Origin of the sequence: Streptomyces sp. NPDC005866, assembly GCF_040629895.1 — a bacterium.
In the GTDB taxonomy this organism is placed as follows: domain Bacteria; phylum Actinomycetota; class Actinomycetes; order Streptomycetales; family Streptomycetaceae; genus Streptomyces.
In genome coordinates this window covers 58,121-74,977 of sequence record NZ_JBEXWP010000026.1, presented here as the reverse complement: position 1 = coordinate 74,977, position 16,857 = coordinate 58,121, and the positions used below count along the sequence as shown (strand labels likewise).

Annotated in this window: 19 protein-coding genes; 14 read left to right on the top strand and 5 right to left on the bottom strand. The window is 69.6% G+C overall.

Going from position 1 to position 16,857, the window contains the following annotated elements:
* Nucleotides 1-111 precede the first annotated feature (111 nt).
* Both ABZ396_RS31640 and ABZ396_RS31635 read left to right on the top strand, forming a co-directional pair.
* Nucleotides 112-1,356, top strand: coding sequence for a GNAT family N-acetyltransferase (locus tag ABZ396_RS31640; protein ID WP_358918616.1), 1,245 nt, complete (start codon nt 112-114; stop codon nt 1,354-1,356).
* Nucleotides 1,357-1,692: 336 nt separating this feature from the next.
* Nucleotides 1,693-2,607, top strand: a complete 915-nt coding sequence (locus tag ABZ396_RS31635) for a winged helix-turn-helix domain-containing protein (RefSeq protein WP_358918617.1) — start codon at nt 1,693-1,695, stop codon at nt 2,605-2,607.
* 3 nt (nt 2,608-2,610) lie between these two features.
* On the opposite strand, the gene ABZ396_RS31630 is transcribed toward ABZ396_RS31635, so the two are convergent.
* Complete coding sequence (locus tag ABZ396_RS31630) at nt 2,611-2,802, bottom strand: hypothetical protein (RefSeq protein WP_358918619.1); 192 nt, start codon at nt 2,800-2,802, stop codon at nt 2,611-2,613.
* Nucleotides 2,803-2,944: 142 nt separating this feature from the next.
* Here ABZ396_RS31630 and ABZ396_RS31625 point away from each other — a divergent pair, with 142 nt between their 5' ends.
* The 3 genes from ABZ396_RS31625 to ABZ396_RS31615 all read left to right on the top strand — a co-directional run bounded on the left by ABZ396_RS31625 (nt 2,945) and on the right by ABZ396_RS31615 (nt 5,695).
* Nucleotides 2,945-3,820 (top strand): winged helix-turn-helix domain-containing protein, encoded by an 876-nt coding sequence (locus tag ABZ396_RS31625; protein ID WP_358918736.1) that lies wholly within the window; start codon nt 2,945-2,947, stop codon nt 3,818-3,820.
* Nucleotides 3,820-4,563, top strand: coding sequence for an HAD family hydrolase (locus ABZ396_RS31620; RefSeq protein ID WP_358918621.1), 744 nt, complete (start codon nt 3,820-3,822; stop codon nt 4,561-4,563). The genes ABZ396_RS31625 and ABZ396_RS31620 overlap by 1 nt, the downstream gene beginning before the upstream one ends.
* Before the next feature lie 262 nt (nt 4,564-4,825).
* A complete protein-coding gene (locus ABZ396_RS31615) occupies nt 4,826-5,695 on the top strand; it encodes a GntR family transcriptional regulator (protein ID WP_358918623.1) in 870 nt (289 codons plus the stop codon).
* Here the strand turns inward: ABZ396_RS31615 and ABZ396_RS31610 are convergent.
* Together ABZ396_RS31610 and ABZ396_RS31605 are read right to left on the bottom strand one after the other, a co-directional pair.
* Nucleotides 5,692-6,591: a hypothetical protein gene (locus tag ABZ396_RS31610; RefSeq protein WP_358918625.1), complete on the bottom strand. Its 900-nt coding sequence runs from the start codon at nt 6,589-6,591 to the stop codon at nt 5,692-5,694. The two genes, ABZ396_RS31615 and ABZ396_RS31610, sit on opposite strands and share 4 nt — an antisense overlap.
* Nucleotides 6,592-6,782: 191 nt before the next feature.
* The gene (locus ABZ396_RS31605; protein WP_358918627.1) at nt 6,783-7,544 is read right to left on the bottom strand and encodes an HAD family phosphatase; all 762 of its coding nucleotides are present in this window, start codon (nt 7,542-7,544) and stop codon (nt 6,783-6,785) included.
* Nucleotides 7,545-7,782: 238 nt separating this feature from the next.
* On the opposite strand from ABZ396_RS31605, the gene ABZ396_RS31600 reads away from it, so the two are divergent.
* From ABZ396_RS31600 to ABZ396_RS31575, 6 genes are all read left to right on the top strand, one after another.
* A complete protein-coding gene (locus tag ABZ396_RS31600; RefSeq protein WP_358918628.1) occupies nt 7,783-8,886 on the top strand; it encodes an aminoglycoside phosphotransferase family protein in 1,104 nt (367 codons plus the stop codon).
* Between the two features lie 78 nt (nt 8,887-8,964).
* Nucleotides 8,965-9,405 carry a hypothetical protein gene (locus ABZ396_RS31595; RefSeq protein WP_358918630.1) on the top strand — a complete coding sequence of 147 codons (441 nt, stop codon included), beginning with the start codon at nt 8,965-8,967 and terminating at the stop codon, nt 9,403-9,405.
* Nucleotides 9,402-9,536 carry a hypothetical protein gene (locus tag ABZ396_RS31590; protein ID WP_358918632.1) on the top strand — a complete coding sequence of 45 codons (135 nt, stop codon included), beginning with the start codon at nt 9,402-9,404 and terminating at the stop codon, nt 9,534-9,536. The genes ABZ396_RS31595 and ABZ396_RS31590 overlap by 4 nt, the downstream gene beginning before the upstream one ends.
* Before the next feature lie 24 nt (nt 9,537-9,560).
* Entirely contained in the window at nt 9,561-10,166 is a 606-nt protein-coding gene (locus ABZ396_RS31585) for a TetR family transcriptional regulator (protein WP_358918633.1), read from the top strand.
* Nucleotides 10,167-10,261: 95 nt separating this feature from the next.
* Nucleotides 10,262-12,265 carry an AAA family ATPase gene (locus ABZ396_RS31580; RefSeq protein ID WP_358918635.1) on the top strand — a complete coding sequence of 668 codons (2,004 nt, stop codon included), beginning with the start codon at nt 10,262-10,264 and terminating at the stop codon, nt 12,263-12,265.
* A 15-nt stretch (nt 12,266-12,280) separates the two neighbouring features.
* On the top strand, nt 12,281-12,757 hold the full coding sequence (locus ABZ396_RS31575; RefSeq protein WP_358918637.1) for an HAD domain-containing protein: 477 nt from the start codon (nt 12,281-12,283) through the stop codon (nt 12,755-12,757).
* Between the two features lie 22 nt (nt 12,758-12,779).
* Here ABZ396_RS31575 and ABZ396_RS31570 read toward each other — a convergent pair whose 3' ends face one another.
* The gene (locus tag ABZ396_RS31570) at nt 12,780-13,223 is read right to left on the bottom strand and encodes a hypothetical protein (protein ID WP_358918639.1); all 444 of its coding nucleotides are present in this window, start codon (nt 13,221-13,223) and stop codon (nt 12,780-12,782) included.
* A 211-nt stretch (nt 13,224-13,434) separates the two neighbouring features.
* Here ABZ396_RS31570 and ABZ396_RS31565 point away from each other — a divergent pair, with 211 nt between their 5' ends.
* From ABZ396_RS31565 to ABZ396_RS31555, 3 genes are all read left to right on the top strand, one after another.
* A complete protein-coding gene (locus ABZ396_RS31565; protein WP_358918641.1) occupies nt 13,435-13,884 on the top strand; it encodes a helix-turn-helix transcriptional regulator in 450 nt (149 codons plus the stop codon).
* A 77-nt stretch (nt 13,885-13,961) separates the two neighbouring features.
* On the top strand, nt 13,962-14,600 hold the full coding sequence (locus tag ABZ396_RS31560) for a hypothetical protein (RefSeq protein WP_358918643.1): 639 nt from the start codon (nt 13,962-13,964) through the stop codon (nt 14,598-14,600).
* Nucleotides 14,601-14,727: 127 nt separating this feature from the next.
* Complete coding sequence (locus ABZ396_RS31555; protein WP_358918738.1) at nt 14,728-15,069, top strand: DUF2516 family protein; 342 nt, start codon at nt 14,728-14,730, stop codon at nt 15,067-15,069.
* A 245-nt stretch (nt 15,070-15,314) separates the two neighbouring features.
* Here ABZ396_RS31555 and ABZ396_RS31550 read toward each other — a convergent pair whose 3' ends face one another.
* Entirely contained in the window at nt 15,315-16,628 is a 1,314-nt protein-coding gene (locus ABZ396_RS31550) for a SpoIIE family protein phosphatase (protein ID WP_358918645.1), read from the bottom strand.
* Between the last annotated feature and the right edge of the window lie 229 nt (nt 16,629-16,857).

Here is a 16,857-nt window from a genome sequence, read left to right as displayed (position 1 = left end):
CCGGCCCCGCCGGCCCCTTGCGGCTGCCGTCGCGTGAGCGCGACCAGCCCCCACCCGGCCGCACCCGAAAATAGGTCTGCAGCACCCCGATCAAACCCATACCGTGCTGTCATGACCGACGCCGTCGAAGTCCGCCCCGTAACCGAATCCGAGCTGGCCGACTGGCACCGGGCCCTGCGCACCGGCTTCCTGCGTCCGCCCACCCTCACGGCAGACCAACTGGAAGCCCGCCGACGGCAGTTCGTGCCGGGCAGACTCCTCGGCGCCTTCGACGGCCCCCGCTGCGTGGCAACGTTCCGTTCCTTCGCCCAGGAGCTGACCACCGTCGGCGGGGCGTCCGTCCCGGCCGACGCCATCTCCAACGTCACCGTCAGCGCCACCCACCGCCGCCGCGGCCTGCTCACCCGCATGATGAGCCAGGACCTCGCCGCGGCGAAGGAGCGCGGGGACGTGGTCGCGACCCTGATCGCCGCCGAGTACCCGATCTACGGCCGCTACGGCTTCGGCCCGGCGACCACGCTGACCGAGTGGACGGTCGAGGTCGCACGCAGCGGCCTGGATCCCCGCTGGTCGGGCCCCGACGACGGCGGCCGGATCGACCTCGTCGACGCCGACGACGTCCGCAAGCTCGGCCCCGAGCTGCACGAGCGCGTCCGCCGCGGCACGCCCGGCGCCGTCAGCCGCAGCGAGCTGTGGTGGCAGCTGGCCACCGGCGCGGTCCGCTTCGAAACCGACTGGAAGGAGCCGTTCCACGCGGTGTACCGGTCGGCGGACGGCGAGGTCGAGGGGCTGGTGTCGTACGAGGTGGACGACACCTGGCACGGCAACCAGCCGGACGACACCGCCACCGTGAACTGGCTGCTCGGCACCACGCCCGCGGCCGAGCGCGCCCTGTGGCACTACCTGTGCTCGATCGACTGGATCACCAAGGTGAAGAGCGGCTGGCGGTCGCCGGACGACCTGCTGCCGTACTACCTCCCCGACCCGCGCGCCGCGCGGATCACCTCGCAGGCGGACTGGCTGTGGGTGCGGATCCTGGACGTCGTACGGGCCCTGGAGGCGCGGACGTACGACTCGGCGGGGTCGCTGGTGCTGGAGGTGGTGGACCGGCAGGGGCTGGCCGGCGGCCGGTTCCGGCTGGACACCTCCCCCGCGAAGGCGTCCTGCATCCCGACCACCGACGCCCCCGAACTCACGCTCGACATCGCCGAGTTGGCGATGGTCTGGCTCGGTGACCAGTCCGTGGCACGGCTGCACGCCCTCGGACGGGTCCAGGAAGCGCGAGTGGGCGCCGCCCGGAAGGCCGACGCCCTGCTGCGTACGTCCGGGCGTCCTTGGTGCCCGGACATCTTCTGAGACGGCCTCCTTCCTCCCGGATTCTTCGGATCGTGCAGATGTGCTCATCCGTAGCGAGCTGTGAAGTTGTGGCTGTGCGGATCTGCCTGTGTTCAGTTGTCGGTGTTCAGTTGTGACTGTGCTCAGGTGCTGTGCGCTGGTCGTGTGTCTCGGCGGTCGCCCTGGTTGACCGGGCTCCCGGCTCCCCTCCGGAAGGGAACCCTGTAGGCCACCGCCGAGGAAGCTTGGCCATGTTGCAGAAGTTGGTGGCCAACTCCACTGTACTTATCTCCGCTTGGAAGCGACTCATAACCACCTTCCCGTGAACTGCCGAAAGATGGCGGGAAGTTGTACTGTTTGTCCGTGGACCCGGAACACGCCTCCGCCACTGGGCGGGACAGGTCACAGCGGCCACAGGCTTCACACCACCTGGTGGCCGACGAGCTGCGCGCCCGGATCAGGTCCGGGGTGCTGCGGCCGGGGCAGCGCATGCCCACACAGGCCAAGCTGGCCGACGAGTTCGGTGTCGAGCGGGGGGCGGTACGGCAGGCGCTGCGCATCCTGCAGTCGGAGCACCTGCTCACCAACGTATCGAAGGGCAGCCCGGCGACGGTCGCCCCGGATCCGCGCCCGATACGGCTCGCCGTGGGCCCGGAGGCGCCGCCGCAGCCGACCATGGTGGCCCTCGCCTCCCGGATAGAGGCGGCCTTCGCGGCTCGGCAGGTGGAGATCGACGCGCTCTGTCTGACCTCGGTCTCCCTCAACCTCGCACTTGGCGAACCGCTGCGGCTCATCCACGCGGGGCGCCTGGAACCGGCCAAGATCGATGTCCGGGTGCTGCTGCCGAGCCGGAACATCGACCTCGCGTTCCCGACGGCGCTGGACGCCTCGGGCGAGGACGCGGTGCACAACCGCTGGCTGGCCCAGCGCAACGCGCAGGGCCAGGTGCTCCGCCACAACCTGCTGGCGCTGCGCGCCACGCACGGCATCGACGTGAACGTCACTTTCCGGGCCCTGCCGTTCACCCCGCCGGTCAAGCTGTACCTGCTCAACGGGGTGGAGGCGCTGTTCGCGTACTACACGCTGGGGCGCCACGAGCGAGAGATCGGCCACGAGCACCTGCAGACGTACGACGCCGAGGGCACGCGGTCGATGCTCTTCGCCTTCGAGCAGGGCGCTGGGCTGCGGGACACCACGTTCGTGGAACAGGCCACGCTGTGGTTCAACGCCCTTTGGGAGACGATCAGTTCGGAGTTGCAGCTGATGTCCTAGCCCTCACAGTGCGGGACCGGTGAGCAGCAGGGCGAGCAGGACCGCGCCGACGGAGCTGACCGCCGGGCTCTTGGCCTTGATCCCCACGGTGAGGAGCAGCAGACCGATAATGCCAGTGGCACCGTACTTCGACTGGATGATCTGTTCGAAGCCGACGACGAAGACGGCGGAGATGAGTGCGAACGTGGCGGGCATGGTGTTCCCCCATCGTCGGGAAGCAAAGCTTCCACCAACTCGACCAAGTTGGTAACCAACTATGCTTAAGTTGTCCCCAGTTGGCGGGGACTTATAAACAACTTTCAAACAACTCCCGCCAAATAAATCAGAGTTGTAGCGTCTGGTCGTGACTCAGGAGAACGTGGCAGTGAACGGCGCAAGCAGGCTCACGCCCCAGGAGATCGCCGACACCCTGCGGGAACGCATCCACAGGGGCGACCTCAAGGTGGGCGATCGGCTGCCCACGCAGGCGGAGTTGGCCGAGGAGTTCGGCGTGGAGCGGGGTACCGTACGCCAGGCCCTCAGGGCACTGCAGGACGCCGGTCTCCTCAGCAACGTCAGCAAGGGCAGCCCACCGCGTGTCGCCGAACCGGCCCCACGGCCCCATGACGAGCCCCAGCCGACGATGGTCGGCCTCGGCCCCCGGATGACGGAGGCGTTCTCCGCCCCGCACGTCCGCATCGACGCCGCCTGCCTCACCGCCCAGAGCCTGCTCCCGGCGCTCGCCGAGCCCCTGCGCCTGATCCACGAGGGCCGGATCCACCCCGAGCGCATCGACGTCCGCGTCCTGCTCCCCAGCCGGGACATCCCCCTAGCCTTCCCGACGGCGGTCGAGGGCGACGACGACACCGTCCACAACCGGTGGCTCGGTATGCGCAACGCCCAGGGCCAGGTCCTCCAGTACAACCTCCAGGGCCTGCGCTCCACCCACGGCATCGACGTGAACGTCACTTTCCGCGCCCTTCCGTTCACCCCGCCCGTCAAGCTGTACCTGCTCAACGGGGCGGAGGCGCTGTTCGCGTACTACATGGTCATGCGCCGGGAGGAGGAGACCGAGTCCGGCATGCTCGACATGTACGACGCCGTCGGCTCCGAGTCCCTCCTCTTCTCCTTCGAGAAGCGCGCCGGACACCGGGACGCCGCGTTCGTGGAGCAATCGCAGATGTGGTTCGACGCCCTCTGGGAAACCATCACCTCGGACCTGACACTCTCCTAGTGACTTCTGATACGACGCAGACGGAACCGGTGGCGGAAGAGACGGCGCAGGAGGTCGAGCGGCTACGGGAGCTGATCACCCCTGCCCGAGTGGTCCTGTGGGACTTCGACGGGCCGATCTGCCGTCTGTTCGCCGGCCACTCGGCGGCCCGGGTGGCCGAGGACCTGGTGGACTGGCTGGAGGGCCGCGGCCTGCGGGGCCTGGTCACCGACACCGAGCGCAAATCCCTCGATCCGCACCTCGTGCTGCGCGCCGTGGACAGCCGGCATCGGGGCAGCGACCTGGTCGCCGAGTTGGAGAAACGTCTCACCGAGGAGGAACTGCGGGCCACGTCGACCGCGATGCCCACGGCGTACGCGGACATCCTCATACAGACCTGGCGGGCGCGCGGCGCCCGTATGGCGATCACCAGCAACAACTCCCCACGGGTGGTCCGCGCCTACCTGGACGACCGCGACCTCACGCCCTGCTTCCACCCTCACATCTACGGCCGCACCCAGGACCTCCAGCGCCTCAAGCCCGACCCGCACTGCCTCAACCGCGCACTCAGCGCGATGGGCGCCGCCCCCGACGCGGCCCTGATGATCGGCGACTCCCCCACCGACCTGGAGGCGGCCCGGAGGGCCGGGGTGCTGTTCCTGGGCTACGCGCGTAACGGACGGAAAGCCAAGCTTTTGAGCGAGGCCGGCGCGGACTGTGTCGTCGGCTCGCTGGAGCCGTTGCTGAAGTTGCTGCGGGACTAGCGGTCAGCCCGCGCATCCGTCGGCGGCGCCCGCGCAACCATGCCGTCAGGGACACCAGTAAACCTGTGGCCCAGAAGGCCAGTTGACTGAGGTCGTCGACTTGCAGGTCGATCCCGAGCACCTGAACCGTCATGGCTTTCCACCCCCCTCGCCTCACGGCCTTCGGTCAACCTCTCAAGTTGACCAGTTGACTGAGAAGTTGACTGACGAGTGCCGACTGAAAGTTGTTTGCCGGGGGCCCGGGGTGCGGTACGTACGGCTTGTGACCAAGCGGACGGCAGGTGGCACCGGCGCCTTTCAGCGGGTCTCGGAGGAGCTCCGGGTCCGGCTCTCGGACGGCGGCTACCCGCTGGACTCCTTCCTGCCGTCGCAGGAATCGCTCGCCCAGGAGTTCGGGGTTGCCCGCGACACCGTGCAACGGGCGCTGCGCGAACTGAGCAGCGAAGGGTGGATCGAGTCCGGCCGGGGCAAGCGCTCACGGGTCGTGATGCGCCAGCACATACAGTCCTCCGCACCCCGGGCCAGCCGCTCCCGGCACCACCCCGTGACCCTTGGCCCGCTCATCGGCGAGGCCTTCGAGCAGGACGAGGTCACGCTGGACATCTACACGCTGACCTCGGAGAGCCTGGACGCCCACATCCGCATCCAGGCGGAGCGGATCCGGGCCGGCGACATCTCGCCCCGGCGGATCGCCCTGCGGATGATCCTGCCGGCCCCGCAGCACCCCATGCCGTACCCCCGGGCCAGGGACAACAAGGCCGATCCGCGGCTGCCCAAGCGGCTGCACGCCATCACCGAGGCCCACTCCGGTTCCCTGCGCACGGTCCTCGATCAGCTCCACGCGGAGAAGCTGGTGCCGGAGGTCGTGCTGGAGGTCCGCCGCACCGAACTGACCCCGGCGTTCAAGCTCTACGTCATCAACCACGACGAGGTCCTGCACGGCTTCTACGAACCCATCCTGCGTACGGTGATCCTGGAGGACGGGACGGAGGTCGAGTCCGTGGACGTCCTGGGCTTCGGCGCCTCCCTCACCCACCACGTCCGCGACGCGAACCCGACCTCACCCGGTTCGAGCTTCGTCGCCAACACCACCAGGTGGTTCGAGGCGGTCTGGACCCTGCTCGCGTCCTAAGAGGGCGCGTTCTGGCCTGTCGGGCGTGTCCACTGAGGGTCGCTGATCACGGGGCGCTCGGGTTTGTTCTCGGCGAGCTTCATCCACAGGTTCCGATGGCACTCCATGTGCAACTCCGCGATCTGTTTGGTGTGGCGGGACTTCGAGCGTAGATCCCAACCGATGTAGCGAGCCCTGCCGTAGAGCTGTGCGAAGCCCTTTGTGTCGAGGATGTCGTAGTGGTCGCCCTGCCACTCGATCCTGTCCCGCTCGATCCCGTAGGGAGTGGTGAAGACCTTCTCCTGGTTCAGGACGTACAGCTTCCAACCGGGTGTCTGCGGCGACTCCCGGATCTCGCAGGATATGGTCAGGTGCGGATTTTTCCGCTGGACGTCGTTGAGCATTTCCTTGAGCTTTGACCAATTCCGCCTGGTGAACTCCTCCCGCATGCGTTCGCGGTTTTCCGGAGAGTCCTGGAAGTAGTATCTCGTGGTATCGGAGTGGCCGTTCCGCGGGGCGGGTATGAGGCCGCCCGGAAGCCCCATCGGAAGGTTCAGGTGGGCGATGATGAGGCACAGTTTCAGCTCTAGCGTATGTACTTCTCGGTCGGCCATTCTCCCCAGTGGCACGGCGAGCGCCTCAAGCAGGGTCTCCATGGTGAAACCTGAGAAGTCGACCCGTACACGGCGGGCTTCGAACGCCTCCCTGAACTCGTCATGCAATTGGTCCCGGCCGGCGAACACATAGACGCCCGGGATCTCCTTCGGCTCCGACTCCGACTCGCTGATGGCGTCGAAGAGGATGAAGGCGACCAGCGCAGCGAAGGAGCCGCCCAGCAGTTGCTGGCCCTTGAGGGCGTTGCCGAGAGGCTCGATGAGTTCGGCCGCGACTCCGAGGACGGCGATCAGCGCGAGCACCGACTTGACCAGGCGAGGCTTCCAGTCGCTCAGCGTGTGCCGGATTCGATCGAGCCTGCTGAGGCCGTTGCCGGCCGGACTGCGAGAAGACACCCGTACCCCCTGTGCGCGCCGCTGATGCGATCTGGCGGCGAGTCGCCGTAGTCACCTGGCAACCATCATGCCCGGGACAACTCGGCAGTACCAGAAGGTCAGTTGGTGCTCGACAAGCTCTCCACAGCCTTGATGAGCGGGTCGTGCGAGGAGACGACGGAGTAGGCGCCGAGGCCCAGCATCCGCTCCTCACGTTCGGGTGACTGCGTGTATCCGAGGAAGGGGGTGCCGGCTCGCTGGGCGGCCTGGAGATCCGTGACCTGATCGCCGACGAGAAGGCAGCATTCGGGCCGAGTCCCCAGGAGATCCACGGCATAGCGCACGGAGTCCGGGGCGGGTTTCATGCTCCGCAGGAGCGGGTCGCGTCCCACTACGGCGGCGACCTTCTCCTGCCGTTGGACCTTCTCGCGCTTGAAGAACTCCCAGATGGGGCCGTCGGCGTTGTTGCTGACGATCACCAGCGGCAGCTTGCGTTCGGAGAGTACGTCGATGAGGCGGAGCACATGGGGTGCGGGAACGGCGGACTCGACGACCTCGTACTCGTAATCGGTGACGATTTTCTCAGCCGCCATGAGCGCCTGCGGATCGAGTCGCTGCGGGGCCGGCCGGTCGTACATGTCCCTCAGGCAGCGCAGAATGCCATGGGAGTCGTCGCACGTCTCGACATCACGATCGAGCTGTCCCCAGAACTTCCGCACGGTCTCCTTGATCCTGCGTGCCACAGGAGCCGTCGACTCGTCGCGGAACAGGTCGGTGACCGGCCCGTCGAAGTCGAGTAGCACGGCGCCCACGCGTTTGTCCTCGTCCGGGTGGCTCAGCAACTGCTGCAGAGCCGCACGTTGGTGGACTGCGCTGCCCATGGGCCTCCTCCTGTCGCCTCGGTCAGTGTGGACCACGCCGGGCGCGGCGGCCAGCACCGCAGCTCATGGGGCGAACTGCGGACACGGTCGGATACGTCGTTGGACACGTGTGCGTTCCGTCTTCCGGCGGGACCGAGTTCGGCGAGTCGTGGACGTCTGGCACGATGCACGCCAGCACAGGAGTACCGTGCTCCCACTTCTGCACCCCTCGGAAGGGTCACGGCGAAAGAAACGGGCAATGTCACCCGAACCAGCTTCCCTCGCTCGGCTGCACGCGGTCGGCGCGAGCGGTGACGAGAGTGTCGTCGAAGGCCCGCTCCAGGGATACCACCATGAGACCTATGTGTTTCCGCTGTCCGGGGAGATGGAGGGTGAGCGGTCGGGGCGATGGAAGTGCCGGGAGCCACGGGCCGACCTGCTGTGGTTCGACCGCCGGTGCTTTGATTCCGAGGAGCAGCTGCTGCGATCTCTCAGCGGCCGGATCGAGGGAATCCCGCACATCATCGAGGTGGGCGGTATCGGGCTGCAGAGTTTTATCGAGGGGGATACGCTCGCGTGTTTTCATAGATCGGGAACCGCCGTTCCCGATGTCTTTGTCAGCCAGATCATGGGCCTGTTCAAGCAGATGGTCGCGGTGCAGCCCGAAGATCTCTCCGTCGAACGGCGCTGCGAGGCCGAGGACCGTCCCGAGGACGGTGACACGGACGGCTTTCTGGAGCGTCTCGTCCTGTTCACCGAGCAACGCGTATATCTGGCGAACAAGGAAAGGTTCGCAGGGCTTTTCGATGACCTCTGGCTGGGCGAAGAGTCGTTCGGACACCTCCGGAAAAACGTCTCTGGCCTCAAGGAACGCCCCTTCTGCCTGCTGCACGCCGATCTGCACCGCGAGAACTTCATCGTCGACGCTGAACAGCGCCTGTGGACGATCGACTGGGAACTCGCGATGGTCGGGGATCCGCTGTACGACCTGGCAACCCATCTCCATCTGATGCGCTACCCGACACGGCATGTGCGTGCCATCGCCCAGCGCTGGTGCGAAACCGTAGACGGGGTCCATACCGGCAGCGCGAAAGGCTGGGAGGAGGACCTTGGGCGCCTGCTCGACTACAAGAAGGCCCAGTCCGTCTTCACCGACGTGATCCGCACCGCCCTGGAACTGGACGCCGACCCCGAGGCGGGCTGGCGGCAGATCGCGCCCGCCGCGTTCAAGCTGCGCCGGGTCCTGGCCGACGCCGCGCTGCCACTGGGGCTTGACCAGGTTCCGGGAACCCGCAGGATCGTGACGGCACTTGTGCGTTGGTGCCGCGAACACGGGAACGCGCGCGGCGAAGCTTCGCCGTGATTCCGGACGAACCGTGGGGCCCCGGCCGTATGGTGTTGGTGCTTGGTCCGTTCTCCGCCTGAGCATGAGGAGCGGCCTGTGGGCCTACTGCCGGGCGAGTACGAAGCGTTCCGCAACCAGGCGGCGGAACAGGGTCTGGCGAGCAGCGGCTTCCACAACCAGAACTACGTCCTTCCGCTGAACGAGCCGGTGGCCCGGCTGCTGGGCCGTGCGCCCGGGACCGCGGTCATCGTCCGGGTCCGCAGGCCCGACGCCCTGTCCGTGGTGATCCGGACGCGGTCGAACGAGGCACGGATCCTGCGCGCGGTCCAGGGTGTGCTGCCCAACGTCCCCGAGTGCCTGTTCGACGGGAATCGCTTCACCATCCACAGCCATGTGGAAGGAGCTCCGCTCTCCAGCGTCTGCGTCAACGGCAAGCCGGTCGACACCCTGCGGCTGAAGGCCCTGGCCCGGCGGATGGCCGAGATGACCCAGGTGCGCGGTGCCGCTCGGCCTATGTGGACCTGGACCGCCTGGTGACCGGGGCGAGCCTGGACGCGCCGAACGTACGGCGCGCGGTGGACTCGTACGCCATGACCCTGGTGGCCGCGACCGGTTCCCTGGGCCTGCCGGGCCGGCGCCTGGAGGACCTCGCCCGCGCCCTCTCCTGACGCCCGCTGCGTAGGCTCGGCCCCATGGGTGAGATGGGCCTGCGCGAGCGCAAGAAGCGGCGGATGTACGAGGACGTGTCGGACATCGCCGTACGGCTGTTCCTGGCGAAGGGGTTCGACGCGGTGTCGGTCGCCGAGGTGGCGGCCGCGGCCGGTATCTCCAAGCCGACGCTGTTCCGGTACTTCCCGGTCAAGGAGGACCTTGTCCTGCACCGGATCGCCGACCACGAGACGGAGGCCGCGCGGCTGGTCGCCGGGGCGGACTCACCCGTCGCCGTACTGCGGCGGCACTTCCTCGACGGCCTGCGGCGCAACGACCCGATCACCGGCCTCAACGACCACCCCCAGGTCCTCGCCTTCCACACCCTCCTCAACAGCACCACCACCCTCGTCGCCCGCCAGCACACCTACCTGGAGCGGTCCGAGGCCGCGCTCGCCGAGGCCCTCGGCGGCACCCTGGACGCCCGGCTCGCCGCCGGCCAGATCATCGCCGTACAGCGGATCCTCGCGCAGGACAACTGGCGGCGGATCGTGGCGGGGGAGCGGGTCGACGAGGTGCGGGCGGACGCGGTGCGGGCGGCGGAGCGGGCCTTCGACCGGCTGGAGCGGACCCTGACGGATCTCGATTGAGGCCCGGGCGAAAACGGAGCGAGCCCTGACGGAGTCTCGATTGAGGCCGAGGAAAAAAGTTAACTCGGTTGCGTTTTCTCGTTTACCCTGTTCCCATGCAGCAGGAACTCGACCGCGAACGCGCCTACCACGACACCTGCAGAGCCGCCCTCGCCCGCATGGTCGAAGGCGCCGCCGAGCACGTCGTCACCGGCGAGGACGTCTCCGCCTCCGGTGCCGACGCCGAAGTCCTCGGCTACCGGCTGCGCAGCCGGGCCAAGGAGATGCGCGAGCTGCCGCAGGGCCCGCTGTTCTTCGGCAAGCTGGACTTCGACTCCGGCGAGCACGCCGGGCAGAGCTACCGCATCGGCCGGCTGCGGATCAGCGCCGAGCCGACCGCCCCGCCCCTGGTCGTCGACTGGCGGGCCCCCGTCTCCCGCGCCTTCTACCAGGCCGGCCCCGACGATCCGCAGGGCGTCGCGGTACGGCGACGGTTCGGCTGGGCCCCAGGCAGCCGCGGCGACTCCGCCGACCTCACCGGCTGGGAGGACGAACGGCTGACCGAGGGCGAGTCCGGCCCCGGCACCCTCCTCGCCCGGGAGATCGAACGGCCCCGCGTCGGCCCCATGCGGGACATCGCCGCCACCATCCAGCCCGACCAGGACGACCTGGTGCGCGCCGGCTTCACCGCCTCCGTCTGCATCCAGGGCGCCCCGGGCACCGGCAAGACCGCCGTCGGCCTGCACCGCGCCGCCTACCTCCTCTACACCCACCCCCAGCGCATCCGCCGCTCGGGCCTGCTGATCCTCGGCCCCAACCGCACCTTCCTCTCCTACATCTCGGAGGTCCTGCCGGCCCTGGGCGAGACCGGCGTACGCCAGACCACCCTCCACGACGAGATCGCCCGCCACCCGGCCACCGGCACCGACTCCGCCCGGGCCGCCGCGCTCAAGCACGACCCCCGGATGGCCGAGGTCCTGCGCCGCGCCCTGTACGCCCGGGTGCCCACGGAGGCCGTCCACCCCCTGTCCCTCTCCGACGGCACCTACACCTGGCGGCTGTCCGCCGGCGCGCTGACGGAGATCGTCGCGGCGGTACGGCGCGAGGAACCGCCGTACGCCGTCGGGCGCGAGCGGGTGCGGGGGCGGGCGATGCGGGCCGTACAGCTCCAGGCCGAACGGCGGGCCGGGCCTCAGCCGGCCGCCTGGACCCGCCGTCTCGAACGGTCGCGCGCGATGAGCGCCTGCCTCGACATCCTCTGGCCGAAGGTGCGCCCCGAGGAGGTGCTGGCCGAACTCCTCACGGACGGCGAGGCGCTGGCGCGGGCCGCCGAGGGGCTCCTCGACCCCTGCGAACAACAGGCCCTGCGCCGGCTCCGGCCGCCGCGCTCCTACAAGTCCGCCCGCTGGTCACCCGCCGACCTGGTCCTCCTCGACGAGGTCGCGGGACTCGTCGAACACCCCGAGGGCTACGGCCATGTCGTCGTCGACGAGGCCCAGGACCTGTCTCCCATGGAGTGCCGGGCGATCGCCCGGCGGGCCGTCTTCGGCTCCCTCACCGTCCTCGGTGACCTGGCGCAGGCCACCACGCCCTGGTCGGCGCGGAGCTGGGACACCGTACTGCGCCACCTGGGCAAACCGGACGCGACCGTCGTCCCGCTCACCACGGGGTTCCGCGTCCCGGCGGCGGTCGTGGACCTGACGAACCGGCTGCTCGAGCGCCTGGGCACGGACGTGCCCCCGGCCAGGTCCCACCGCGCGGACGGAGAGCTCACCGTCCGGCCGACGCGGGACGTTCCTGCCACCACCGTCACCGCGGTACGGGAGGCCCTGGCGCACGAGGGATCGGTGGGGGTCGTGGCGGCGGACGCGCAGGTGGCCGAGGTGCGCGCCGCTCTCACCGCCGCGGGCATCGACCCGGCCGAGGCCGACCAGCTCGGCGCCAGGGTGGCCGTGGTCCCGGCGAGCATGGTCAAGGGCCTGGAGTACGACCATGTGGTGGCGGTGGAACCGGCGGCGGTGGCGGAGGCGGAGGAACGCGGGCTGCACAGGCTGTACGTGGTGCTGACCCGGGCGGTGTCGCGGCTGGACGTGATCCACGCGAGGCCGCTGCCGTTCTGAGGGATCCTGTCCCCGATGCTCCTCTTCCTCGACATAGACGGCCCCCTCATCCCCTTCGGCGCCCCGGCGAGCCGCCCGTACCCGCTCTACGAGACCGCCTACGCCCCGTCGAACCCGCTGCTCAACCGCATCGACCCGGCGCTGGGCCCGCGCCTCGCCGCACTCGGCTGTCAGCTCGTCTGGGCCACCACCTGGATGGACGACGCCAACACCTGCGTCGCCCGCTGGCTGGGCCTGCCCCCGTTGCCCGTCGTGGAATGGCCGGACGAGGACGAGCCGCCCGCCCTGCTGCACTGGAAGACCCGGCCGCTGGTGGCGTGGGCGGGGGAGCGGCCGTTCATGTGGATCGACGACGAGATCACCGAGGCCGACCGCGCCTGGGTCGCCACCCACCATCACAGGCCGGCCCTGCTGCACCGGGTCGACCACGAGTTCGGTTTGACGGACGCGGACTTCGGGGCGCTGCGGGCTTGGCTGACGGCTCATGGCTGACAGGCCGGGGCGTGGCTGGGTGTCAGTTGGCGAGCTGCCGCACATGGGCGTTGCGGACCAGGTCGGCGAAGGCGTCCGGGTCCTGCAGGGGGAAGAGGCGGTCGCCTGTGGCGTGCGCGAGGTGGGCGGGTGTGCCGCCGCCGCGCACGGCCTGTTCCGCCAGGCGGAAGAGGACGTCACGGCGTCCGTTGACGAACCGGGTCGGGACCCGCAGGCGGGCGGCCGGGTCGAGGACGTCCACGCGGCGCAGCTCCCGGACGGCCTCGCCGAAGGCATGCCGGGCGAAGCCGCCGGCGATGACGGCCTCGGCGCACTCGGGGGTGGCCTGGCAGCGGAAGAGGCGGGCGTCCACCTCGGCGCTGCGCTCCTCGCTCCGGCGCTCGTCGATGCGCGCGGCAGCGGTGTAGCCGAGCCCCTTCCAGCCGCGCGGGCGTGCGGTCGAGCCGCACACCAGCAGCCCGCGCACGCGCTCGGGACGTAGACGCCGAGCAGGCCCTGGTGCACCGGCGCGGACAGCGCCGCCGGGAGTGGGGAGAGGGTGGTGGGGCTACCGCGCCGTAGGCGATCGCGTGCATACGACACCGATCGTGCTCGGGCTCGGCCGTCCGGGTATGGTGCGGCACACTTTTGCAAGCGAGTGCTTGCAATTGTTAGCGAGGGTGGGGCAGGGTGGAGGTATGGCATCGCTCAACGTCGGCAATCTCGGTGAGTATCTGCGCGAACAGCGGCGCAACGCGCAACTGTCGCTCAGGCAGCTCGCCGATGCCGCCGGGGTGTCCAATCCGTACCTGAGCCAGATCGAGCGCGGGCTGCGCAAGCCGAGCGCGGAGGTGCTCCAGCAGGTCGCCAAGGCCCTGCGGATCTCCGCCGAGACCCTGTACGTCCGTGCCGGCATCCTCGACGCCGAGCGGGATCTGAACGAGGTCGAGACCCGCGCGGTCATCCTCGCAGACCCCTCCCTCGACGAGCGGCAGAAGCAGGTGCTGCTTCAGATCTACGAGTCGTTCCGGAAAGAGAACGGCTTCGGATCGGGCGAGGAGAACGCGGGTGCCGCCGGCAGCGAGGCCGGCAGCGACACCGAAAGTGACGCCGACAACGAGACCGATCCGCGACGGACGGCCGGATGAGCCGGCCAAGCACGCCGACCGCCTCGCCGCGGACCACAAAACCCTCAGCCGAACGTGAATCCGGGAGGACCATCACCATGGCCATCAGCGACGACCTGCGCAAGACCCTCAGCGACCCGACCCCGCTCTACTTCGCCGCCGGTACCGCCGACCTCGCCTTCCAGCAGGCCAAGAAGGTCCCCAGCCTGGTCGAGCAGCTGCGTGCCGAGGCCCCGGCCCGTATCGAGGCCGTCCGCAAGGCCGACCCGAAGGCCGTGCAGGAGAAGGCCGCCGGCCGCGCCAAGGAGGCCGGTGCCAAGGCCAAGGAGGCACAGGCCAGCCTCCAGGCCAAGGTCAACGGCTTCATCGTCTCCCTCGACGGCGACCTCAAGAAGCTCGGCGAGTCCGCCCAGGACTTCGCCCTGCGCCAGGTCGGCGTGGCCGCCGAGTACGCCGTCAAGGCCCGCGAGACGTACGAGAAGGTCGCCGAGCACGGCGAGCAGGCCGTGAAGACCTGGCGCGGCGATGCCGCCGAAGAGATCGAGGACCTGGCCATCGTCGTCGAGGGCAAGCCCGAGCCGGTCGAGGTCAAGAGCGGCGAGCAGAAGGCGGAGGAGCCGAAGGCCGCCGAGGCCAAGCCGACCGCGATGGTGAAGAAGGCGGCCCCGGCCGCCAAGAAGGCCCCGGCGCCCCGCAAGGCCACCCCGATCAAGAAGACCACCCCGCCGGCCAAGTAACCGGCAGGGCGACGGAACGCACGGGCCGGGCACTCCTCGGGTGTCCGGCCCGTTGTCGGTGTAGCGGGGAACGCCCCAGCGGGTACGGTGACCGCGTAAGAACAAGCCGAAACGGGTGGTGGACGTTGTGCTGATGCAGGGCTTCTCAAGTTTCCTGGGGCTGCTCTACCTCGCCATGTTGGTTCTCGCGGTGGTGGCGCTCGTCATGGCCACGCTCTTCCGGGACGACGCGTACCGGGCCGCGAACAAGAAGAACAAGGGCTTCTGGCTGATCATCCTCGGTATCACGGTCGCGGTGAACCTCCTGGTGCCCATGCTCTTCCTCCAGCTGGCGGGCCTGGTCGCCACGATCGTCTTCTTCGTCGACGTCCGCCCGGCCCTCAGGCAGGTCTCGGGAGGCGGCTTCGGCCGCCGTGGCCGCGGCAGCAGCAGCGACGGTCCGTACGGCCCGTACAACGGCGGACGGTGATTCATCGCGAGGGCGTGCCTGCTGAGGCGCGCCTGGTGAGAAGCGCCCACTGAGCGCAGCGCTCCCGCTGACGCGCGCCATCCGCTGGCCGCGCCCGCTGACACGCGCCACCCGAAAGGCGCGTGGCTGAATCGAGATGCGGCTCCGCCGCCTGACGCCGCCAGCCGCACCGGCCATCCGCATCGGCCCGCCCGGCCGCCTACGACAGCGCCCGCGCCCCTACGGCGAGCAGCCGGTCAAGCCGGTCAAGCCCGCCGGTCCAAGAGCACCAGGGCGACGTCGTCCGTCAGCTCGCCCCCGTTCATCTCCCGCACCTCGTTCATCGCCGCCCGCAGCAACGCCTCCCCGCTCAGCCCCTCGGCCAGCTGTCGGCGCACCATCTCGACCATCCCTTCCTGACCGAGCCGCTCCCCACCCGAGCCCACCCGCCCCTCGATCAGGCCGTCGGTGTAGAGCATCAGGCTCCACTCGGCGCCCAGCTCCACCTGCATCCGGGGCCAGCGAGCCCCCCGCAGCAGCCCCAGCGCCGGCCCGTTGTTGTCGTACGGCAGCAGTTCCGCCGGCCGCCCGGGCCGGGCGATCAGCGGTGCCGGATGCCCGGCCAGGCACAGCCCGGCCCGGCGCCCGTCCGGCGCTATGTCGACCGTGCAGAGCGTCGCGAAGATCTCCTCGTCGGAGCGCTCGTGCTCCAGCACCTCCTGGAGCGTGCCCAGCAGCTCGTCGCCGCACAGCCCCGCCAGGGTAAGCGCACGCCAGGCGATCCGCAGCTCCACGCCGAGCGCGGCCTCGTCGGGGCCGTGCCCGCAGACGTCACCGATCATCGCGTGCACCGTCCCGTCGGGCGTGCGCACGGTGTCGTAGAAGTCACCGCCGAGCAGCGCGCGGGAGCGGCCGGGGCGGTAGCGGGCGGCGAAGCGCAGCGAGGAGCCGTCCAGGAGTGGCGTGGGCAGCAGGCCCCGCTCAAGGCGGCGGTTCTCCTGCGCACGCATGTGTCCCTCGGCGAGCTTGCGCTCGACCGCGAGGGAGCGTTTGCGCTCGACGGCGTACCGGATGGCGCGGCTCAGCAGCCGGCCGTCCAGCTCGTCCCGGAAGAGGTAGTCCTGCGCGCCGACGCGCACGGCCTCGGCGCCGCGCTCGGCGTCACCGGAGGCGGTGAGCGCGAGCACGGCGTGCCGGGGCGCGAGCTTGAGCACGTGCTTGAGCACGGCGAGCTCGTCGGCGTCGTCGTCGGCGCGGCCGGGCGCCGGCAGCGCCAGGTCCAGCAGGATGCAGTGGACGTCGTCGGTCAGCAGCCGCTCGGCCTCGGTGAGGTTGCGGGCGGTGCGGACGCGGATCGAGTTGCCGGACGCGTCCCGCAACTCGGGCAGGATCGGCGAACCGGCCGGATCGTCCTCGATCAGCAGCATGGTGAGAGTGGTGCCGCCGCTGTTGGGGGCGACGGCTTCCGTGCGGTTGGCCTCTTCCTTGAGGGGGCCGCTGCCCTGTGCGGGCATGGCGGCCGGCGCCTGACCACTCTCCACGGCCGGGATCGCTCTCTGCCGCGGTACGGGTACGGGCATCGTGTTGGGTCCTTCCCTCCCCCCGAGGGCATGGCGGGGCGAGGGACCTCGACCCACCCGACGGGGACCATAGCGGTAGTGGCCGCCGCAACGGAATGGTGTGAGCCGCGTCGCTCTGTGGCAAGCCGTTGGCATATGCCGTGCGACGTAACGCAGTTGGACAAGAAGGCCGCCCGGCGGGGATGACGAAGGTCACGTGGTGCCGGGGTTTCAACGGCTGTTGACGTGC